We start from the raw sequence: 17,332 nt of genomic DNA on the forward strand, positions 1-17,332 counted from the left end.
CTTCGTCGGCCCATGCGAATTCCGTGTAGACGTCCTGGACTTCGTAGGAGATCTCGCTTCGGTCGAGAATATCCTTGATCTCCGCAGCCTTGTCGGAGAGCGCGTCGATCTCGCGCTGGCGTTCCTCGATCCATACGGGCGAGATGACATTGTAGTCCTCGATGATCGGAGCTGCTCCCGTCGCAATCACCAGCGCATTCAAATGCGCGCCATGGGCACCGCAGAAGTCGATTGCGGTTTTGAGATCTTCCTCGAACTGATGAACGCTGAGGATGCTGAGTGCCGTCCTGATGGCCATGTCGATATACCTCTCTGCTGGATGCAAAAAGGATAATCGCGATGGCCCTGGGTTTCCTTGACCTTCATCAAAGCGGTTTCGAATTTAGCTTTGTAAAGTGGCTCCGAACCCACAGGAGCAGTGATGGACACCCCGATCCTAGAGTTTCACGGAGCCGCAGGTTCAGTCACCGGATCCTGTTTTCTTCTCAAGGCCGGCGGTGCCCGTATTCTGATTGATTGCGGAATGTTCCAGGGCTCCAAAACCGAGAAGGAACTTAACTATAGACCATTCCCATTTGAGCCTGTCGAGATCGGCGCGGTGCTTCTCACGCATGCCCACATCGACCATTCGGGCCTGCTTCCGAAACTAGCCAAGGACGGCTTCAGCGGCCCGATTTACGCGACACCCGCTTCGATAGATCTTTGCGCCATCATGCTGCAGGATTCCGGGCATATCCAGGAAGCCGAGGTTCGTCAGCTTAATCGCCGGAACCGACGGCGCTCGCGAGAAACGGTGGAGCCGATCTACACCGCAGACGACGCGCGCAGCATCATGCCGCAGTTTATCGCGGTGGAATATGGAGAATGGCGCGAGACGGCAGGCGCCGTGAGATTTCGTTTCTGGGACGCCGGCCACCTTCTCGGATCCGCCTCGATCGAAATAGAGGCGAGCGGCATGGAAGGGCCGGTAAGGCTTTTGTTCTCGGGCGACATTGGACCGGGTTCCAAGCTTTTCGAGAGCCCGCCGGAAGCGCCGAGCGAGATCGACTATTTGATCTGTGAAACCACCTATGGCAATCGCGAGCGGGAGGAATACGCGCTGAAGGAAAGACGGATACGCCTTCAGAAGCTGGTCGCACAAGCAAACCAGCCCAATGGCGTGCTTCTCGTCCCGTCTTTTGCGGTCGAGCGCACTCAGGAAGTCCTGACAGATCTTCTCGCGCTCATGGAAGCCGGAACGCTGCAGCGGTGTCCCATTTTTATCGACTCACCGCTTGCCTCGAGAGCGACCGGTGCCTTCAAGAAACATGTCGTCGAGATGGAGAACGGAGCGAACTTTTTGCGCGCGCTCAATGCGCCAAATGTGAGGTTTACGGAGACCGCCGAACAGTCCAAAGCCCTGGATCTGGTAACCGGTTTTCACATCATCATCGCGGCAAGTGGCATGTGCGAGGCGGGCAGGATCAGACACCGTCTGAAGAACTGGCTCTGGCGCAACGAGTGCACCGTGCTCTTCGTGGGGTTTCAGGCAGCCGGCACGCTCGGCAGAATCTTGCAGGACGGCGCCAAAATCGTGCGGATCCAAGGCGAGGAAATCCGGGTGAGCGCGAGAATGGCAACCCTTGATGCCTATAGTGGCCATGCCGATGCCAGCGAACTGGATGACTGGGTGATGGAGCGTGGTCCGATCCGCAAAGGCCTGTTTCTTGTCCATGGCGAGGCCGGGGCCCGGGATGCGATGTCGAGCAGACTTTCCGAGAAACTGTCTGTCGCGATAATTTCCCCACACCTCGACGACGTCTATGAGCTGAGTGGGACATCCGCTCGACTTCTGTCCAGGGTGGCACCGGCTCGCCTGCAGCCCGAGGAGATTGGACATCGGGATTGGCACAACGACTACCAGAACTTCGTCCTCAACCTGGCCGACAGGTTGAAGGATGCAGCCGACCACAAGAGCCGCGCCGTCATCCTGCGCCGGCTTGAGCGCGCGCTCGAAGCCGACGGGGACGACCCAAAGAAAAATGGGATCCCGTAAATGTTGTCGACAGAACGAGACTACAAACGAGGCGGCGAGCGCTTTGCTATTCCTTCGCAAGGTGAAATCGAAGGCAAGCTTCTGATGTTCGAAGTGATTGCCATCACCTGCTTGCAGGAGCTTCTCGCAAAAACGGATTCGCATCAGATCCCCAGGCTTCGCCACGGGCTCCTGGAAAATTTGAAAGCGAAGTCCGCCCCGCTGAAGTTGTGCGCGGACGACAAAAGGGCCGCAAAGGAACTCGCGCTTCAACTGCTGACTTTAGCCTGCGAGGAAACGAAGGACGAGAAGATGGCGCGTTAGCGGAGATCTGCAGGAGGTCCAATGAGCAGCATTGCAGTTACCTTCAACATCGGATCGTCGAGCTTGAAGATCGGCGCCTTCAACATCGGAGTGGCCGGCGCGCATCCGATGGCAAGGGGCACCGTGACGATTGGCCAGGAAACGCGCTTTAGATGCGAAACAGGGGAGACCGTTTATGAAGCCGATCTGCCGAACGTCACCGAAGTCGGGCCCGCCTTGATTGCGGAAATTCTATCGCGGCTGCTGCCACCAGGTTCGCAGCCCGCAGTGATCGGGCATCGCATCGTTCATGGAGGCCCCAAGTTTACCGGCGCTGTCCTGATAGACGCGGACACACAAGCGAGGATCGAAGAGCTCGTACCACTGGCGCCTCTGCATTTGCCTCCAGCGCTGAATGTGATCCGCGCTGTGCGCACGGCATGTCGTGAGGTGCCGCAGACCGCATCCTTCGATACCGCATTTCACACGTCTCAATGCAGCATGGCCACACGTCTGGCCATCCCGCGCGCACTGCATGACGCGGGAATCCGCAGATACGGCTTCCACGGGATTTCTTATAAGTTCGTTTCTTCGAAACTCAAGGAGCTCGCACCGGATCTGGGCAGCGGCAGGGTTGTTTGCGCGCATCTGGGAAGCGGCGCGAGCCTTTGTGGCATGGTGGATGGCGTCAGCATCGATACCAGCATGGGGTTTTCCGCGCTCGACGGCATACCCATGGCAACGCGGCCGGGATCGATCGACGCCGGCGCCGTCATCCATCTTCTCCGAAACAAATTCCACGACCCCGACAAGCTTGAGGATTTTCTCTATCACAAATGTGGGTTGCTCGGCGTTTCCGGCGTGAGCGGAGACGTGCGGGTGCTTGTAGAGGACTTTCACCCGGCGGCACGGGAAGCGCTTGATCTCTTCTGTTTCAGGATAGCAGGCGAGATAGGCAGGTTGGCTGTGTCGTTGGGCGGTGTGGACGCCATCGTCTTCACCGCCGGAATCGGAGAAAATCAACCGGAAGTCCGAAAGAGCGTGGCACATTATCTCGCCTGGATGGGGCTCGACCTCAGCGCGCCTGCGAACAAGGCAAATGCGCTAATCATCAGTGGCCGGGATAGCGCAATAGCCGCATTCGTCATACCAACCGATGAGGAGCAGGTGATAGCCGACGAGGCGCTCGCTGTCGTAAATCGGCATCGGCACTGATGATCGTGGAGCATGAACCGCCAGAGGGTCACTTGAAGGCTCCCGCACGGTTTTCGCTGGACGATAATCGGCAACGGGGCTCAGGAAGTCTTCGGCCGCGTGATCCAAAACGGCATAGCTGACGTCTATTGCACCGCTTTCAAGCGCAGGTTCGCACGACCATGTCTTTGGCGGTGCCCTCCGCCAGCTCGCGCACGACCTTTGCGGACGCCGGCGCCACTTTCGAAGAGATACCTGCCGATCGCGCTGAAGCGCAACCCGCTCGATCGTTATTCCCTTCGATCGGCTTATTGATCGAGCGCAATGCGCAGGGGCCAAGCTCGCTCGAAGATAGCCATCTCACCGAGCGAAAGGAACGCGCAATGCCGAAGATAGTGACAGTAACAGCTGTGATCCTGCTTGCCATCCTGGCCGGCTACAGCGGCGCGACATGGTGGCCGCAGCCCGATCAATCGGATAACGCCCCGCAGACGAAGACAGTTCCCAAGGAAGGCTACCCAGATCCATTCATCCCGCCGACAAAAGGCAACGGTTTTTGATCCTGCCGAGGTCGGCGAAATCGGCGCCGGCAACTGTGAAGGGTTATTAGCCACATGCAGTACGATTTTCAGCGACTATGCAGACGTCGTGATCAGCGCTCAGGCGGTTCCGGAGAAAATGAAGCAGCTTCGGCTTGAAGCGGCAAGATCCCTCGACGAGGTCGGCTAAAGCCTTTCCGGGTGATATGCGCCAGGCTGCCGGCACTTTCGTGCAGGAGACATCTCATGACCGTTCCCATTCCCCAGCCATTCGCCGCCAGCTTCGGCAGCCGTAGAGGCCTCGTCACTGAAGAGGCCGAGAGCCGGCTCGTGCGCTACGGTCCAAACATTCTGCCCGAGCCCGAGGCCCCCTCTTTTGCCATCGTCTTCATGCGGCAGTTCCGCAGCCCGCTGATCTATATCCTGTTTTTGGCTGCCGCGGTCTCCTTGGTGATCAGTGACACAAAGGATGCGGTCTTTATCGGCGTCGTCTTGCTGTTGAACGGTTTGATCGGCAGCCTGCAGGAATATTCGGCGGGCCGAGCTGCGCTGGCGCTTCGCAAGCTGGAACAACCGCGTGCCGCCGTCATCCGCGACGGAGAGGTGCGTGACATTGAAGCGCGCCAGTTGGTGCCGGGGGATCTCGTGCTGCTGGAAGCCGGCGGAAGGGTTCCCGCCGACCTCGCGCTGGTCGAGGCGACCGAGCTTCTGTGCGACGAATCCCTCCTTACCGGAGAATCCATGGCGACGCGCAAGACGGCACCGTCCCCCGCCGCGCCGGTTGCGGAGGGCAAGACCGCAACCGCATTCGCCGGCACGCTCGTTACTCGTGGCCGCGGCACGGGCATCGTGACGGGGACAGGACTTGCAACGGAGATTGGCAAGATCGCCGCCGAAATCGGCAAAACTTCCCTCTCGCAACCGCCACTGATGATCCGACTTGCTCGTTTCTCCAATGCGATCGCCTGGGCGGTGGGATTGACGTCGCTGGTCCTGGTCGGCATCGGCCTCATGCGAGGGCTCGCCTGGAGCGATCTTTTCCTTATGTCGGTCGGTCTTGCCGTCAGCGCCATCCCCGAAGGCCTGCCGATCGCAATCTCGATTGCGCTCGCGATCAGCATGCGTCGCATGGCGAAACGCAACGTTATCGTCCGGCGAATGCCGGCGGTCGAAGCGCTCGGCTCCTGCACCATGATCGCAACCGACAAGACCGGGACTCTAACGCTCAATGAGCTCACCGTTACCGATATCCGGCTCCCGGATGGCACCGACCTTGCCCTTGATGCGGGGACTGACCCGGACACCTGCGAGATCAAGGCAGCCAATATGGCCGTGGCGGAGGCGCGCGCACGGGCCGGCCGACTGCTCAGAGCCGCCTCCCTTCCCAACGAGGGCTCGCTCATGCAGGACGGGAACGGCTGGAAGGGTATCGGCGACACGGTCGACGTCGCCCTTCTGACCGCCGCGCGCAAGGCGGGCTTGGCGCAAGACAAGGTGGCTGCGGACTATCCCTTGATCGCCCGTATTCCCTATGAGCCCGATCTCAAATATGCCGCCTCCTTCCATCGCGGGAGCGAAAACGTGCACATCTTCGCGAAGGGCTCGACCGAAACGCTGCTCAGCATGGCCGACCGGATGGATATCGGCGACCGCGTGGTGGAAATCGACCGACACAGGCTTCTTGCCCAGAAAGAGGAGATGGCGGCCCGCGGCCTTCGGGTCCTCGCTTTCGCGGAAGGCGAAATCCGGAGTGATGCCGACGCCGCCTTCGGCCATCATCACCTGGTCGATCTCATATTCCTCGGCATTACAGGCATGCAGGATCCGATCCGCCGGGAAGTTCCGCAGGCGATCCGCGAATGCCGCGCCGCCGGCGTCGAGGTGGCGATGGTGACGGGCGACGACCCGAAAACAGCGGCGGCGATTGCCGCTCAGGCGGGTTTGCAGTTCGGACCGAGCCAAGTGACCACCGGCGATGCGGTGCGCGAGGCCGAGGCCGCAGGCCCGGCGCGGCTGGACGAGCTTACAAACGGCGCCCGCATCTATGCCCGGGTCGCTCCCAATCAGAAGCTTGCGATTGTGCTCTCCCTGGCGCGCAACGGCCATTTCGTGGCGGTGACGGGCGACGGCGTCAATGATGCTCCGGCTTTGAAACACGCCCATGTCGGTGTCGCCATGGGCATGAAGGGTACGGAGGTCGCCAAGGAGAGCGCCGACATCGTCGTTGTCGATGACAATTTCGCCTCCATCGTCGGCGGCATTCGCGAGGGCAGAACCGCCTATTCTAACATTCGCAAAGTCATCCTGATGCTGACGGCGACAGGAGCTGCGGAAATGCTGCTGTTCCTGCTGGCGATTCCGCTCGGCATTCCAATGCCACTGTTGCCCGTGCAGCTCCTCTGGCTGAATCTCGTGACGAATGGAATTCAGGACGTGACTCTCGCGGGAGAGCCGCCTGAGGGCGACGAACTGGCCCGGCCACCTCGCCGTCCGAAGGAGCCGATCTTCGACCGGCTGATGGTTCGCCGCATCGTCCAATCCGCGCTCGTCATCGGCGGCGGCGGGTTTGCGGTCTTCTATTGGCTGCTGTCACAGGGCTACACGGTATCCGAGGCGCGCAATCTGTTGCTTCTGCTTTTCGTCATGTTCGAAAATGTGCAAACCCTCGGCTGCCGTTCCGAACATCACTCGCTCTTCTCGCGGTCCTTCTTCAAAAACCCGCTGCTGCTTGCCAGTATGGTCGTAGCCCAGGCCATCCATATCGGCGCCATGCATGTCCCGTGGTTCCGTGAGGTGCTTGGCCTGGCGCCGATTTCCCTCGCGGAATGGGCGCTGACGCTTCTGGCCGCCGGATCACTGCTTCTGGTCATCGAAGTTGACAAGGTGCGGGAACGCACGTCTTCTCGCGCATATCCGAGGAGAATCGAAGCCAAGTAGCTGCCATTGCCCTCTTTCGCCAATGGCAGCAAGCTCTGGCTCATCGGGCCATTAAAACCGGCGTGTTGCAGTCCTCGAGAATCGAGGCCGTCACGCCGCCAAATATTCTTTCGCGAAGCCGCGAATGGCCATAGGCGCCCATAACGATCATGTCACAGCCAAGCTCGCGCGCGCGTCTCAGGAGAACCTCCTCGGTTCTGCGTCCACCGCTTGCCAACTGCTCGACAACAATCTTTACTCCATGGCGCGCCAGAAATGTTGCAAAATCCGCCCCTGGCTCATCGCCGCTTTTGAAATAGGTGCCATCCGGATCGACGAGCACAAGATGAACCTCCTCGGCTGCGATCAGCAGCTCTAAAGCTGCCTTGGCGGCATTGGCGGCTTCAGGTCGCGAGTTCCAGGCAACGAGCACGTTCGTCGGCTTCAGGCTTGCGGTGCCCGCATTCGGAACAAGCAACAGCGGCGTCCTCGAATCGAAGGTTGTTGCCGCCACAACGGTTCTCCTCAGCTCGGCGTCAGCGCGTAAGCCATGTCCGATCAAGACGATGTCGGCGTACATGCTGCGCATGCCGATACTGCTCTCCAGGATAAAGAGATCTTCATAGAGGCACTCGACATTGAAGGAGATATCGTTCGTGCGGCACAAGTCTTCGGCCTCCAGCCGGATCTTCTGCAGGGCATCTGTCTCCTTCTGCACTTGGTCAATCCAGGCTGTGGTCACCGGGTATTCGACGGTGACCGGCTGCAACGCGGCGCCGACTACCAGAATCGACAGATGAGCACTGTTCTCGACCGCCAGTTGAATGGCGCTCTTGATCTCTGTTTCAGGATCCGTGGCTCCGACGATCGCAAGCAGAGTTTTCAAGGACATGGTGATCTCCTTCCGGTTTGGCTGGTTGATGTTAGGGAGGCTACAAGGCTGCCCGAAAGCCGCAATGATCTTTGTCAATAGCCACAAGCACGCGTGAGAAGATCAATTGAATCCGTCGCGATTGATCCCCATCAAGGTAGATTCCCGGGAATCGTATGATGAAAGGCTCGTCAGATCTCGCAGGTAAGGAGCCTTCGTTGAACCGTTACTGGAAACTTGCACTCCTGCTCCTCGCCCTGGCGGGTGCCAGCTATGCCGCCTGGCAGTTTCAGGCAAACCGGCGTGCCGCGAAGGCCATGATAGGCATCGCGAGTGGAAACGGACGCATCGAAGCCGTCGAAATCGACGTCGCTGCACGCACGGCGGGACGTCTGTCGGACGTGCTCGTCCATGAAGGCGACTTCGTCGAGGCCGGCCAAGTCGTCGCGACGATGGACATCGAGCAGCTCAATGCCCAAAGGCGGGAGGCCATGGCGCAGCTCTCCAGGGCAAAAATTGCGATCGGCACGGCACGGACGCTGGTTGCTCAGCGGCAGGCGGAAAAGGAGGCCGCGGCAGCCACCGTTTCCCAGAACGACGTCCAGCTTCAGTCGGCGCAAAAGCGGCTTACCCGCAGTCAGCAACTTTCAAGGAGCGGCACCGTCTCCGAGCAGACGCTCGACGACGATCGCGCGCGCGCCGACGCAGCGGCGGCCACACTTGGCGCAGCCAAGGCGAACCTCGCCGCCACTGACGCTGCCATCGGCAACGCCGAAGCGCAGGTGATCGACGCGGAAGCCGCCGTTGAAGCCGCTGAGGCGACCGTCGTGCGGATCGAGGCGGATCTGCGGGATTGCGATCTCAAGGCCCCGCGAAGCGGCCGCGTCCAATATCTCGTTGCGCATCCGGGCGAAGTCGTCGCGGCCGGAGGACGAGTCCTCAACCTCCTGGATGTTGGCGATGTTTATATGACCTTCTTTCTGGGAACCGCGGACGCGGGCCGCACCGCGATCGGCAGCGAGGCACGCATCGTCCTCGACGCCGCACCGCAATACGTCATCCCTGCTCGAGTTTCTTTCGTTTCGGACGTCGCCCAGTTTACCCCGAAGACGGTCGAAACGCAGGAGGAGCGCGAGAAGCTGATGTTTCGCCTTCGTGCGCAGGTGCCGAAGGAACTGCTGCAGAAATATGTGACGCAGGTGAAGACAGGCCTTCCTGGGCGAGCCTATGTCAGGATCGATCCCGCCGCTAAATGGCCGGCCCCGCTTTCGACGCCTCTCACCCCGTAACCTGGAGCATCCTGTGACCTTCGAGATGACAGACTCGGCATATGTCGCCCGCCTGAAGGACGTGACGCATACCTACGGCGGATGCACGGCTCTCGATGCAGTCACGATCGGTATTCCGGCAGGTTTGATGGCCGGCCTTGTCGGTCCGGATGGCGTTGGCAAATCCTCACTCCTCTCGCTGATCGCCGGCGCGCGACAGATCCAAAAGGGCGATGTGACTGTGCTTGGCGGCGACATGCGCCGCGCCGGCCACCGTCGCCAGACCTGCCCCCTGATCGCCTATATGCCTCAGGGCCTTGGCAAAAATCTCTATCCGACCCTCTCGGTTTTTGAGAATGCCGACTTCTTCGGTCGCCTGTTCGGCCAGAGCCGAGAAGAACGGCAGGACCGCATCCGCACGCTCCTGCAGCGCACCGGCCTCTCCGGCTTCAAAGACCGGCCGGCGGGGAAACTTTCGGGAGGGATGAAACAAAAGCTCGGCCTCTGCTGTTCACTGATCCACGACCCAGAGCTTCTGATTCTTGATGAGCCGACCACCGGCGTCGACCCTCTGTCGCGCCGGCAATTCTGGGACCTTATCGATGACATACGGTCCGAGCGACCGAGGCTCAGCGTGGTGGTGGCAACGGCCTACCTGGAAGAGGCGGCGCATTTCGACTGGTTGGCGGCCATGGATGCTGGCCGGCTGGTGGCGACTGGATCGCCCCAATATCTGCTGGAGCGAACGAAGACGGCCACACTTGACGATGCCTTCATCGCACTGATGCCGGAAGACAGGCGGGCGTCGCATCATGTCGTGGAATTGCCGCCGCTCTCGACACCTGATGAAGCGGACTTCGTCATCGAGGCGGAGGGCCTGACGACACGGTTCGGCGAATTCACCGCGGTCGATAACGTCAGCTTCAAGATTCGCCGCGGCGAAATATTCGGCTTCATCGGTTCGAACGGATGCGGCAAATCGACCACGATGAAGACGCTGACCGGCCTTTTGCCGGCAAGCGGAGGCACGGCAAGACTGTTCGGCAAAACAGTCGATACGCGCAATATGGATGTCCGCCGGCGCGTCGGCTATATGAGCCAGGCCTTTTCGCTCTACACGGAATTGACGGTCCGGCAGAATCTCGACCTGCACGCGCGGCTTTTGGGATTGCCGGCCGAGACCATCCCCGCGCGGATCGAGGAACTGGGGCATCGCTTCCAGCTCGATGGCGTCATGGAATTCCTGCCTGACACGCTGCCGCTCGGCATTCGGCAGCGATTGTCACTGGCGGTGGCTCTCGTCCATGGGCCGGAGATGCTCATTCTCGACGAGCCGACATCGGGTGTCGACCCCATCGCTCGTGACCAACTCTGGGCAGCGCTGATCGAACTGTCACGCAAGGAGAAGGTGACGATCTTCATTTCCACGCATTTCATGAACGAAGCCGAGCGCTGCGACCATGTCTCGCTCATGCATGCCGGCCGCGTTCTGGTGACGGACACGCCCGAGGCGCTCCGCGAAAGCCGCAGGGCGGCCACGCTGGAGGACGCCTTCGTCAGCTACCTCCAGGATGCGATCGGTCAATCGTCGAAAACGGATCTCGCTCCGTCTGCCATGATCGGTAGGCCGCATCCACTTCCCGCGGCCAAGCCGCGGCGCGCTTTCGATCTTCGCGGCGCTTTGAGCTATAGCCGCCGCGAAGCGCTGGAGCTGCGCCGCGATCCCGTCCGCGCGACCATGGCCTTGATCGGCAGCGTTATCCTGATGTTTGTCCTCGGCTATGGCATCAACATGGACATCAAGGATCTTGCCTTCGCGGCGCTCGATCGGGACGATACGGTCGCCAGCCGCGATTATATCGCGGATATTGCAGGTTCTCGCTATTTCATCGAACAGTCGCCGATCACCGACTACGCCGATCTCGACCGACGCATGCGCGACGGCTCGCTGAAGCTCGCAATCGAGATACCACCCGGCTTTGCCGAACACCTCGCCCGCGGCCATAATGTCGAGATCGGCGCCTGGATCGATGGTGCGATGCCACAGCGCGCGGAAACGGCGCGCGGCTATGTGCAGGGCATGCACAATAGCTGGATCGCCCGCAGGGCACGCGAAGTCTACGGCCAACCAGGACCCGGCCAGTTCTCCGTGGAGACCCGTTTTCGCTACAATCCCGGCATTGAAAGTCTGGTCGCCATCGTGCCGGCCGTCATCCCGCTCCTGCTGCTTCTGATCCCCGCCATGCTTTCAGCTCTTTCGGTCGTCCGGGAGAAGGAACTGGGATCGATCGTCAATCTCTACGTCACACCTGTGACGAGGCTCGAATTCCTGCTCGGCAAGCAGCTTCCCTACTTGGTGCTCGGAATGATGAATGCCGCGCTGCTCTGGCTGTTTGCGGTCTTCATCTTTGAGGTTCCGTTCACCGGCAGCCTTATCGTCTTCACGATATCCGCCTTCCTCTACGTGGTCTTCGCGACTGCTTTCGGACTGATGATCTCCACCTTCATGTCCAGCCAGATCGCGGCGATCTTCGGCACGACGCTTCTGACCATCATTCCGGCTGTACAGTTCTCCGGCATGATCGACCCGGTCTCGTCGCTGCAGGGTTTTGGCGCGATAATTGGCCACATCTTTCCGGCGACCTATTTCAACATCATCTCGCGCGGCACTTTTTCGAAGGGGCTCGGCTTCGGCAATCTCGAAACGACCCTGCTTCCGATCCTCGTCGCCGGGCCGTTGCTCCTTGCCGCCAGCGCCCTTCTCCTCAAAAAGCAGGCGAGATAACCATGCGCCTCGCCACCATCTTACATCTCGGCATCAAGGAGTTGCGGGGGTTGATGCGCGATCCGATCCTCCTCGGATTGATCTTCTATTCCTTCACCGTCGCCGTTTATGCCGAAGCGAGGGCCGTCCCCCAAACCTTGAACAACGCTCCGATTGCCATCGTCGACGAAGATGGTTCGCCGCTTTCGCTGCGCATCGCCGATGCTTTTTTGAAGCCCTATTTCAAGCCGCCGGTGACGATCACCGCAGACGAGATGGACGCCCGCATGGACGCAGCCACGGATACGTTCGCGCTCGACATTCCCCCACATTTCCAGAGCGACCTCATTGCCGGCAAATCGCCGGTCATCCAGCTCAATGTCGACGCCACCCGCATGACCCAGGCATTTTCCGGATCAGGTTACGTGCAATCCATTGTTGCTCAGGAAATCACGGGCTTTGCCGCCATACAAACAATCTCCCAAATCCCTCAGGTTGATCTGGCGCTCCGGGCCCGATTCAACCCCGAGCTCAATCAAACCTGGTTCGGATCGGTGATGAACGTCATCAATATGGTGACGATGTTGTCGATCATCCTTACCGGCACTGCGCTGATACGTGAGCGGGAACACGGTACCGTGGAGCATCTGTTGGTCATGCCGGTTACACCACTCGAGATCATGCTCGCCAAGGTCTGGTCCATGGGGCTGGTCGTCTTCGTCGCAACCGGTCTTTCCTTGGTTTTCATGGTGGAGGGCCTGCTTCAGGTGCCGATCGAGGGGTCACTGGCCCTTTTCATGGCGGGAGCGGCACTCCACCTCCTGGCGACAACGGCAATGGGCATCGCGCTAGCGACATTTGCGGGCTCCATGCCACAGTTCGGACTGCTGCTGATGCTGGTGCTGATGCCGCTGCAGATCCTCTCCGGCGCCACCACTCCGCGCGAGAGCATGCCCGAGGCGATACAGACGATCATGCTCGCGGCGCCGAACACGCATTTCATCACCATGGCGCAAGCGATCCTCTATCGTGGCGCCGGCTTTGTCACCGTCTGGCCGCAATTCGTTTGGCTTGCAGTGATTGCCACAGTCTTGTTTGTTTTCTCCCTGCTTGGATTTCGCCGGTCGTTAAGGTGACCTCCGTTGATCGCGACTGACGATGTCAATTGACGGCGATCAAGGAAGAGCGCCGCAGACGTCGTATCCTGCCGTCATTTAAGGAGGCAGGAAGATGTTGAAAATTCGATCAATCATGACGCCAAAACCGGCGACGATCGGGCCGGATGCCAAGATCTGGGAGGCTGCCAACGCGATGCTGGATCACCGCATAAGCGGATTGCCCGTCGCCGATCAATCAGGCGGCCTTCTCGGCATCATCAGTGAAAGCGACTTCCTGCGGCGCAGCGAAATCCACACCGACGCAACGCACGGCCTCTGGCGTGATTTCTTTTCTTCACGGGGCGAGCTGGCTGAAGAATACGCGAAAAACTTCGGAAGTACCGTTGGCGAAGTGATGTCCTGTCCGGCGGTGACTGTGCAGCCCGATGCATCCGTCGAAACCGCTGCCGAGCTAATGGCCAGGAAGAACATCAAACGTCTTCCCGTGGTCGAAGGCGACGAAATCATCGGTATCGTGACCCGCTTCGACGTCATGGCCGCGCTCGTCCGCGAACTCGCAAGCCATTGCGCCGCACGAGCCGATAGCGACATCCGAAAAGCGTTGGAAGCGGAGCTGGCTCGTCAAAAATGGGGAGATTCCGTGACTCTGCACGTCGCCGATGGGGTGGTTACGCTTGAAGGCCGGGTGCTGGACACGCGAGAGAAGACCGCCCTTCACGTGGCGGCGGAAAACACGATCGGCGTGAAACGGGTGGATGACCGGATCCAGGTCGTTGTGCCGCCTGACATGCCGGTACCGCCACCCGGCTTCTATTTATGACGGCTGTGCGGGGCGGTCTCTCCGTTCTCTTGGGGCCGCCAGGCGCGGTTGCCAATCGCTGAAAAGGATCTGGAATGGACACGATCTCCGATCACGCGAGGCCGCCCTACTGGTCCTTATCCGCTGAGACAGTCTTGGCGGAGCTGCACAGTTCGCGGGACGGCCTCTCCACCTCCGAGGTCGCACGGCGATTGAAGGACAGCGGTCCGAATTCGCTTGGCCAGGACCGGAGGCACTCGGCGACCGCGGCTCTTGTGCGGCAGTTCCGCAGCCCACTCGTCCTGATCCTCATCGCGGCCGCGGCAATCTCCGCTTTTGTGGGCGAAGGGCATGAGACGCTTATCATCTCGATCATCGTGCTGGCCAGTTGTCTGCTCGGCTTCTTCCAGGAATACGGGGCTTCGCAGGCGACGGAAAAGCTCAAGCGGCGCCTGTCACAGAAAACGGTGGTCCTGCGCAATGGCGCCGAGAGTACTATTCGCGTCGAAGAGGTCGTGCCAGGCGACATCCTGCATCTTTCCGCAGGCAGCCTGATCCCCGCCGATGGTATCATCCTGGAAGCGCGCGACCTCAATGTCAGTGAGGCAGTACTGACAGGAGAAACTTTCCCGGCTGTGAAGATACCGGGCATCGCGGAAGCCGGTGCGCCTCTTTCCCGGCGCAGTAACGTTGTTTTCGCCGGTACATCCGTGCGCAGCGGCAAGGCTTCCGTCCTGACCGTCAAAACCGGCATCCACACGGAATTCGCCTCCATCGCCGAGAGCCTGGAACGTCAGGTTCCGGAGACCGAGTTTTCCCGGGGTATCCGCCGGTTCGGCCTGTTGATGACCGAGATCATGTTCGTCATGGTTATTCTGGTCTTCTTCGCAAACGCGCTGCTCGGCCGCCCGCTGATTGACTCCATCCTCTTTTCCCTTGCGCTTGCGGTCGGCCTCACGCCCGAGCTGCTGCCCGCCATCATTAGTGTGACGCTTGCCCGGGGAGCCAGGGCAATGGCGGCCAACGGCGTCATCGTTCGCAGGCTTGAAGCGATCGAGAACCTCGGCAGCATGGATATTCTTTGCACCGACAAGACCGGGACATTGACGGAAGGTGTCATCCGTCTCGAGAGCTGCCTGGATGCGAGCGGACAGCGATCGCAGGACGTGCTCCTGCTGGCCCGTCTCAATGCCACTCTCCAGAGCGGCCTCACCAATCCCCTGGACGAAGCGATCCTCGCCGCAGAGGGCACTGATGCGCGCGAGCAGTTCTTCGCCAAGCGGGACGAAATTCCCTACGATTTTGTGCGAAAGCGACTGTCGGTGATCGTCACGTCTCCGGAAGGACACACCGTGCTGATCTGCAAAGGGGCGGTCGACGGTGTCCTGGGGATCTGCAGCACCATCCGCGACTCTGGAAAAGAGGCACCCCTCGATCCGGAGAACCGAGCTGCGGTCGAGGGCAAGTTCCAAAGCTGGAGCCAACAGGGCTTTCGCGTTCTCGGTCTTGCAACACGGCGCTTGAGGACTCCCGGTCCTTACGCCCGCACGGACGAAAACGGCCTTTGCTTCGAAGGCTTTCTTCTTTTTCTTGATCCGCCGAAGCAGGGGATCCAGCGCTGCCTCTCCGAACTGGCGAGGCGCGGCATCATGGTCAAGGTCATTTCCGGTGACAACCGCTATGTCGCCGCCCACCTCGCTGCCGTGATCGGGCTGTCATCCGATCTGATTCTTACGGGGGCGGACCTATCGAAGCTCTCCTCGCAAGCACTTGCGGCAAAAGCAGCGCATATCGATCTCTTTGCCGAGATTGATCCCAATCAGAAAGAAAGCATCGTAAGGGCCCTCAGGTCGCGCGGCCACGTCGTCGGCTATCTCGGCGATGGGATCAACGACGCCCCCGCCCTATATGAAGCCGATATTGGGATTTCTGTCGACAGCGCCGTAGACGTGGCGCGCGAAGCCGCCGATATGGTCCTTCTGAAACGCGATCTCGGCGTACTGGTACAAGGCGTTGATGACGGGCGAACCACCTTCGCCAACACGATGAAATATATATCGATCACCACCAGCGCCAATTTCGGCAATATGATCAGCATGGCGCTGGCCTCCGTCGCGCTCCCTTTCCTGCCCCTTCTCGCCCAGCAGGTCCTGCTCAATAATTTTCTCTCTGATATCCCCTCCTTCGCGATTGCCACCGATAATGTCGACGAGGAGGACAGGCGTCGGCCCCGTCATTGGGAAATCGGCTCCGTACGACGGTTCATGGTCACCTTCGGCTTGGTCAGTTCGCTCTTCGATCTCCTGACCTTCGGCTTTTTGATTTTCCTGGTGGGGGCCGGCGAGCGGCATTTCCAGACGGCGTGGTTCGTTGAATCGCTGCTGACGGAATTGCTGATCGTCTTCATTATCCGTACACGCAAGAGGTTCTGGCAGAGCTGGCCGTCGCGCCTGCTCACCGCTCTGTCTGCTGTGATCATCTCGGTGACCTTTGCGCTGCCCTTCCTGCCGGTCGCGCGCTGGTTCGGCTTCCTCCCCTTGCCGCTTCCCACCATACTTGGGATCGTCTCCATCAGCGTGATGTATCTTTTGTCGTCGGAGCTGGCCAAACACTGGTTCTTCCGACGCGAGGACCAACGACGCCGCACCGCAGGCCGGAAACGTCGAAGATCTCCACGGCGTCTCCGGCCAGAACGCGCCTGAGGCGTCTGGGAGTTGCGCCGAACACGTATGAGGTCCGCCGCGCACGAAGCTTGATCCGCGTCAATGCTGACTTGCTCCTAAAGATTTGAAATGGAGATGCTCAATGACGAGCTGACGTCGGCTGCACCGAATTCCACTTGGCGCTTCGATGCGGCCTCCTTCTTGGAAGACAGGAGAAAAATCATGGCAGATGCAACCAAACTTGCTGTTAAGAACGAAGATAAGCCGGTCCAGTCGGCGGGAATCTGGTCCCCCTTCGAAGCGCTGCGCTCCGAGATCGACCGTCTGTTCGATGGCTTCGTGCCCTCGCCTTGGCGTTCCTCTGACCGATCCATTTTCGCGCGCGGCTTTCCGTCGCTGAATGGATGGGCAGCCCCGGCTGTCGATGTGATCGAAAAGGACGACGCCTTCGAGATCACCGCCGAAATGCCCGGCCTCGATGAAAAGAACATCGAAGTCACGCTGTCCAACAGCTACCTGACAATCCGTGGCGAAAAGCAGGAGGAGAAGGAGGATAAGCAGAAGGAATACCATGTGTCCGAGCGTCGCTACGGCTCCTTCCAGCGCACCTTCCAGATCCCAGATGGGGTAGACGCCAACAAGGTGGAGGCCACCTTCAACAAGGGCGTCCTGAAGGTGAGACTTCCAAAGAGCGCCGATGCCAAAAAAAACGAGCGGAAGGTGGAGATAAAAGTCGCTTGATCGGATTCGTGTCGGACGGGCGCGCGTCGCGATGCACGCCCGTTTTCGTTGGCGATGAGGCAACAGAAATCGCCGAACGCCATGCACATCGTCCCACCGTGCTTTTGCCGATGCCGTTGCCCGGCCAGTCATCAGCTACCGG

12 protein-coding genes and 1 pseudogene are annotated in these 17,332 nt (G+C 60.0%); 11 read left to right on the top strand and 2 right to left on the bottom strand.

Annotated features, from left to right (window positions below; all coding sequences use genetic code 11):
- Nucleotides 1-298: pseudogene (locus tag HJB91_RS14625) on the bottom strand (universal stress protein); the annotation flags it as partial.
- A gap of 123 nt (nucleotides 299-421) precedes the next feature.
- On the opposite strand from HJB91_RS14625, the gene HJB91_RS14630 reads away from it, so the two are divergent.
- From HJB91_RS14630 to HJB91_RS14650, 5 genes are all read left to right on the top strand, one after another.
- Nucleotides 422-2,035 carry an MBL fold metallo-hydrolase gene (locus HJB91_RS14630; RefSeq protein WP_221147002.1) on the top strand — a complete coding sequence of 538 codons (1,614 nt, stop codon included), beginning with the start codon at nucleotides 422-424 and terminating at the stop codon, nucleotides 2,033-2,035.
- A complete protein-coding gene (locus tag HJB91_RS14635; RefSeq protein WP_210631949.1) occupies nucleotides 2,036-2,338 on the top strand; it encodes a hypothetical protein in 303 nt (100 codons plus the stop codon).
- A 21-nt stretch (nucleotides 2,339-2,359) separates the two neighbouring features.
- Entirely contained in the window at nucleotides 2,360-3,532 is a 1,173-nt protein-coding gene (locus HJB91_RS14640; RefSeq protein ID WP_221155109.1) for an acetate/propionate family kinase, read from the top strand.
- Nucleotides 3,533-3,693: 161 nt separating this feature from the next.
- Nucleotides 3,694-4,071, top strand: coding sequence for a hypothetical protein (locus HJB91_RS14645; protein WP_210631951.1), 378 nt, complete (start codon nucleotides 3,694-3,696; stop codon nucleotides 4,069-4,071).
- 225 nt (nucleotides 4,072-4,296) lie between these two features.
- Entirely contained in the window at nucleotides 4,297-6,987 is a 2,691-nt protein-coding gene (locus tag HJB91_RS14650; protein ID WP_221155111.1) for an HAD-IC family P-type ATPase, read from the top strand.
- A gap of 40 nt (nucleotides 6,988-7,027) precedes the next feature.
- Here HJB91_RS14650 and HJB91_RS14655 read toward each other — a convergent pair whose 3' ends face one another.
- Complete coding sequence (locus tag HJB91_RS14655; protein ID WP_247241768.1) at nucleotides 7,028-7,858, bottom strand: universal stress protein; 831 nt, start codon at nucleotides 7,856-7,858, stop codon at nucleotides 7,028-7,030.
- Nucleotides 7,859-8,016: 158 nt separating this feature from the next.
- Between HJB91_RS14655 and HJB91_RS14660 the strand changes: the two genes are divergently transcribed.
- The 6 genes from HJB91_RS14660 to HJB91_RS14685 all read left to right on the top strand — a co-directional run bounded on the left by HJB91_RS14660 (nucleotide 8,017) and on the right by HJB91_RS14685 (nucleotide 17,190).
- The gene (locus HJB91_RS14660; protein WP_210631953.1) at nucleotides 8,017-9,126 is read left to right on the top strand and encodes an HlyD family secretion protein; all 1,110 of its coding nucleotides are present in this window, start codon (nucleotides 8,017-8,019) and stop codon (nucleotides 9,124-9,126) included.
- Between the two features lie 25 nt (nucleotides 9,127-9,151).
- Complete coding sequence (gene rbbA / locus HJB91_RS14665) at nucleotides 9,152-11,890, top strand: ribosome-associated ATPase/putative transporter RbbA (protein WP_221155112.1); 2,739 nt, start codon at nucleotides 9,152-9,154, stop codon at nucleotides 11,888-11,890.
- 2 nt (nucleotides 11,891-11,892) lie between these two features.
- Entirely contained in the window at nucleotides 11,893-13,005 is a 1,113-nt protein-coding gene (locus tag HJB91_RS14670; RefSeq protein ID WP_221155113.1) for an ABC transporter permease, read from the top strand.
- Nucleotides 13,006-13,099: 94 nt separating this feature from the next.
- Nucleotides 13,100-13,807 (top strand): CBS domain-containing protein, encoded by a 708-nt coding sequence (locus tag HJB91_RS14675; RefSeq protein WP_221147007.1) that lies wholly within the window; start codon nucleotides 13,100-13,102, stop codon nucleotides 13,805-13,807.
- Nucleotides 13,808-13,881: 74 nt separating this feature from the next.
- The gene (gene mgtA / locus HJB91_RS14680; protein WP_221155118.1) at nucleotides 13,882-16,488 is read left to right on the top strand and encodes a magnesium-translocating P-type ATPase; all 2,607 of its coding nucleotides are present in this window, start codon (nucleotides 13,882-13,884) and stop codon (nucleotides 16,486-16,488) included.
- Between the two features lie 183 nt (nucleotides 16,489-16,671).
- On the top strand, nucleotides 16,672-17,190 hold the full coding sequence (locus tag HJB91_RS14685; RefSeq protein WP_210631958.1) for an Hsp20/alpha crystallin family protein: 519 nt from the start codon (nucleotides 16,672-16,674) through the stop codon (nucleotides 17,188-17,190).
- Nucleotides 17,191-17,332: the final 142 nt, after the last annotated feature.

Source organism: Rhizobium sp. NLR10b (genome assembly GCF_019685435.1).
Classification (GTDB): Bacteria; Pseudomonadota; Alphaproteobacteria; order Rhizobiales; family Rhizobiaceae; genus Rhizobium.

Bases quoted from the DNA above. Each gene is read 5' to 3' on its own strand.
- HJB91_RS14635 (WP_210631949.1), top strand. From the start codon at position 2,036: ATGTTGTCGACAGAACGAGACTACAAACGAGGCGGCGAGCGCTTTGCT.
- rbbA (WP_221155112.1), top strand. From the start codon at position 9,152: ATGACAGACTCGGCATATGTCGCCCGCCTGAAGGACGTGACGCATACC.
- HJB91_RS14640 (WP_221155109.1), top strand. From the start codon at position 2,360: ATGAGCAGCATTGCAGTTACCTTCAACATCGGATCGTCGAGCTTGAAG.
- HJB91_RS14650 (WP_221155111.1), top strand. From the start codon at position 4,297: ATGACCGTTCCCATTCCCCAGCCATTCGCCGCCAGCTTCGGCAGCCGT.
- HJB91_RS14630 (WP_221147002.1), top strand. From the start codon at position 422: ATGGACACCCCGATCCTAGAGTTTCACGGAGCCGCAGGTTCAGTCACC.
- HJB91_RS14685 (WP_210631958.1), top strand. From the start codon at position 16,672: ATGGCAGATGCAACCAAACTTGCTGTTAAGAACGAAGATAAGCCGGTC.
- HJB91_RS14660 (WP_210631953.1), top strand. From the start codon at position 8,017: ATGAAAGGCTCGTCAGATCTCGCAGGTAAGGAGCCTTCGTTGAACCGT.
- HJB91_RS14655 (WP_247241768.1), bottom strand. From the start codon at position 7,858: ATGTCCTTGAAAACTCTGCTTGCGATCGTCGGAGCCACGGATCCTGAA.
- mgtA (WP_221155118.1), top strand. From the start codon at position 13,882: ATGGACACGATCTCCGATCACGCGAGGCCGCCCTACTGGTCCTTATCC.
- HJB91_RS14670 (WP_221155113.1), top strand. From the start codon at position 11,893: ATGCGCCTCGCCACCATCTTACATCTCGGCATCAAGGAGTTGCGGGGG.
- HJB91_RS14675 (WP_221147007.1), top strand. From the start codon at position 13,100: ATGTTGAAAATTCGATCAATCATGACGCCAAAACCGGCGACGATCGGG.
- HJB91_RS14645 (WP_210631951.1), top strand. From the start codon at position 3,694: ATGTCTTTGGCGGTGCCCTCCGCCAGCTCGCGCACGACCTTTGCGGAC.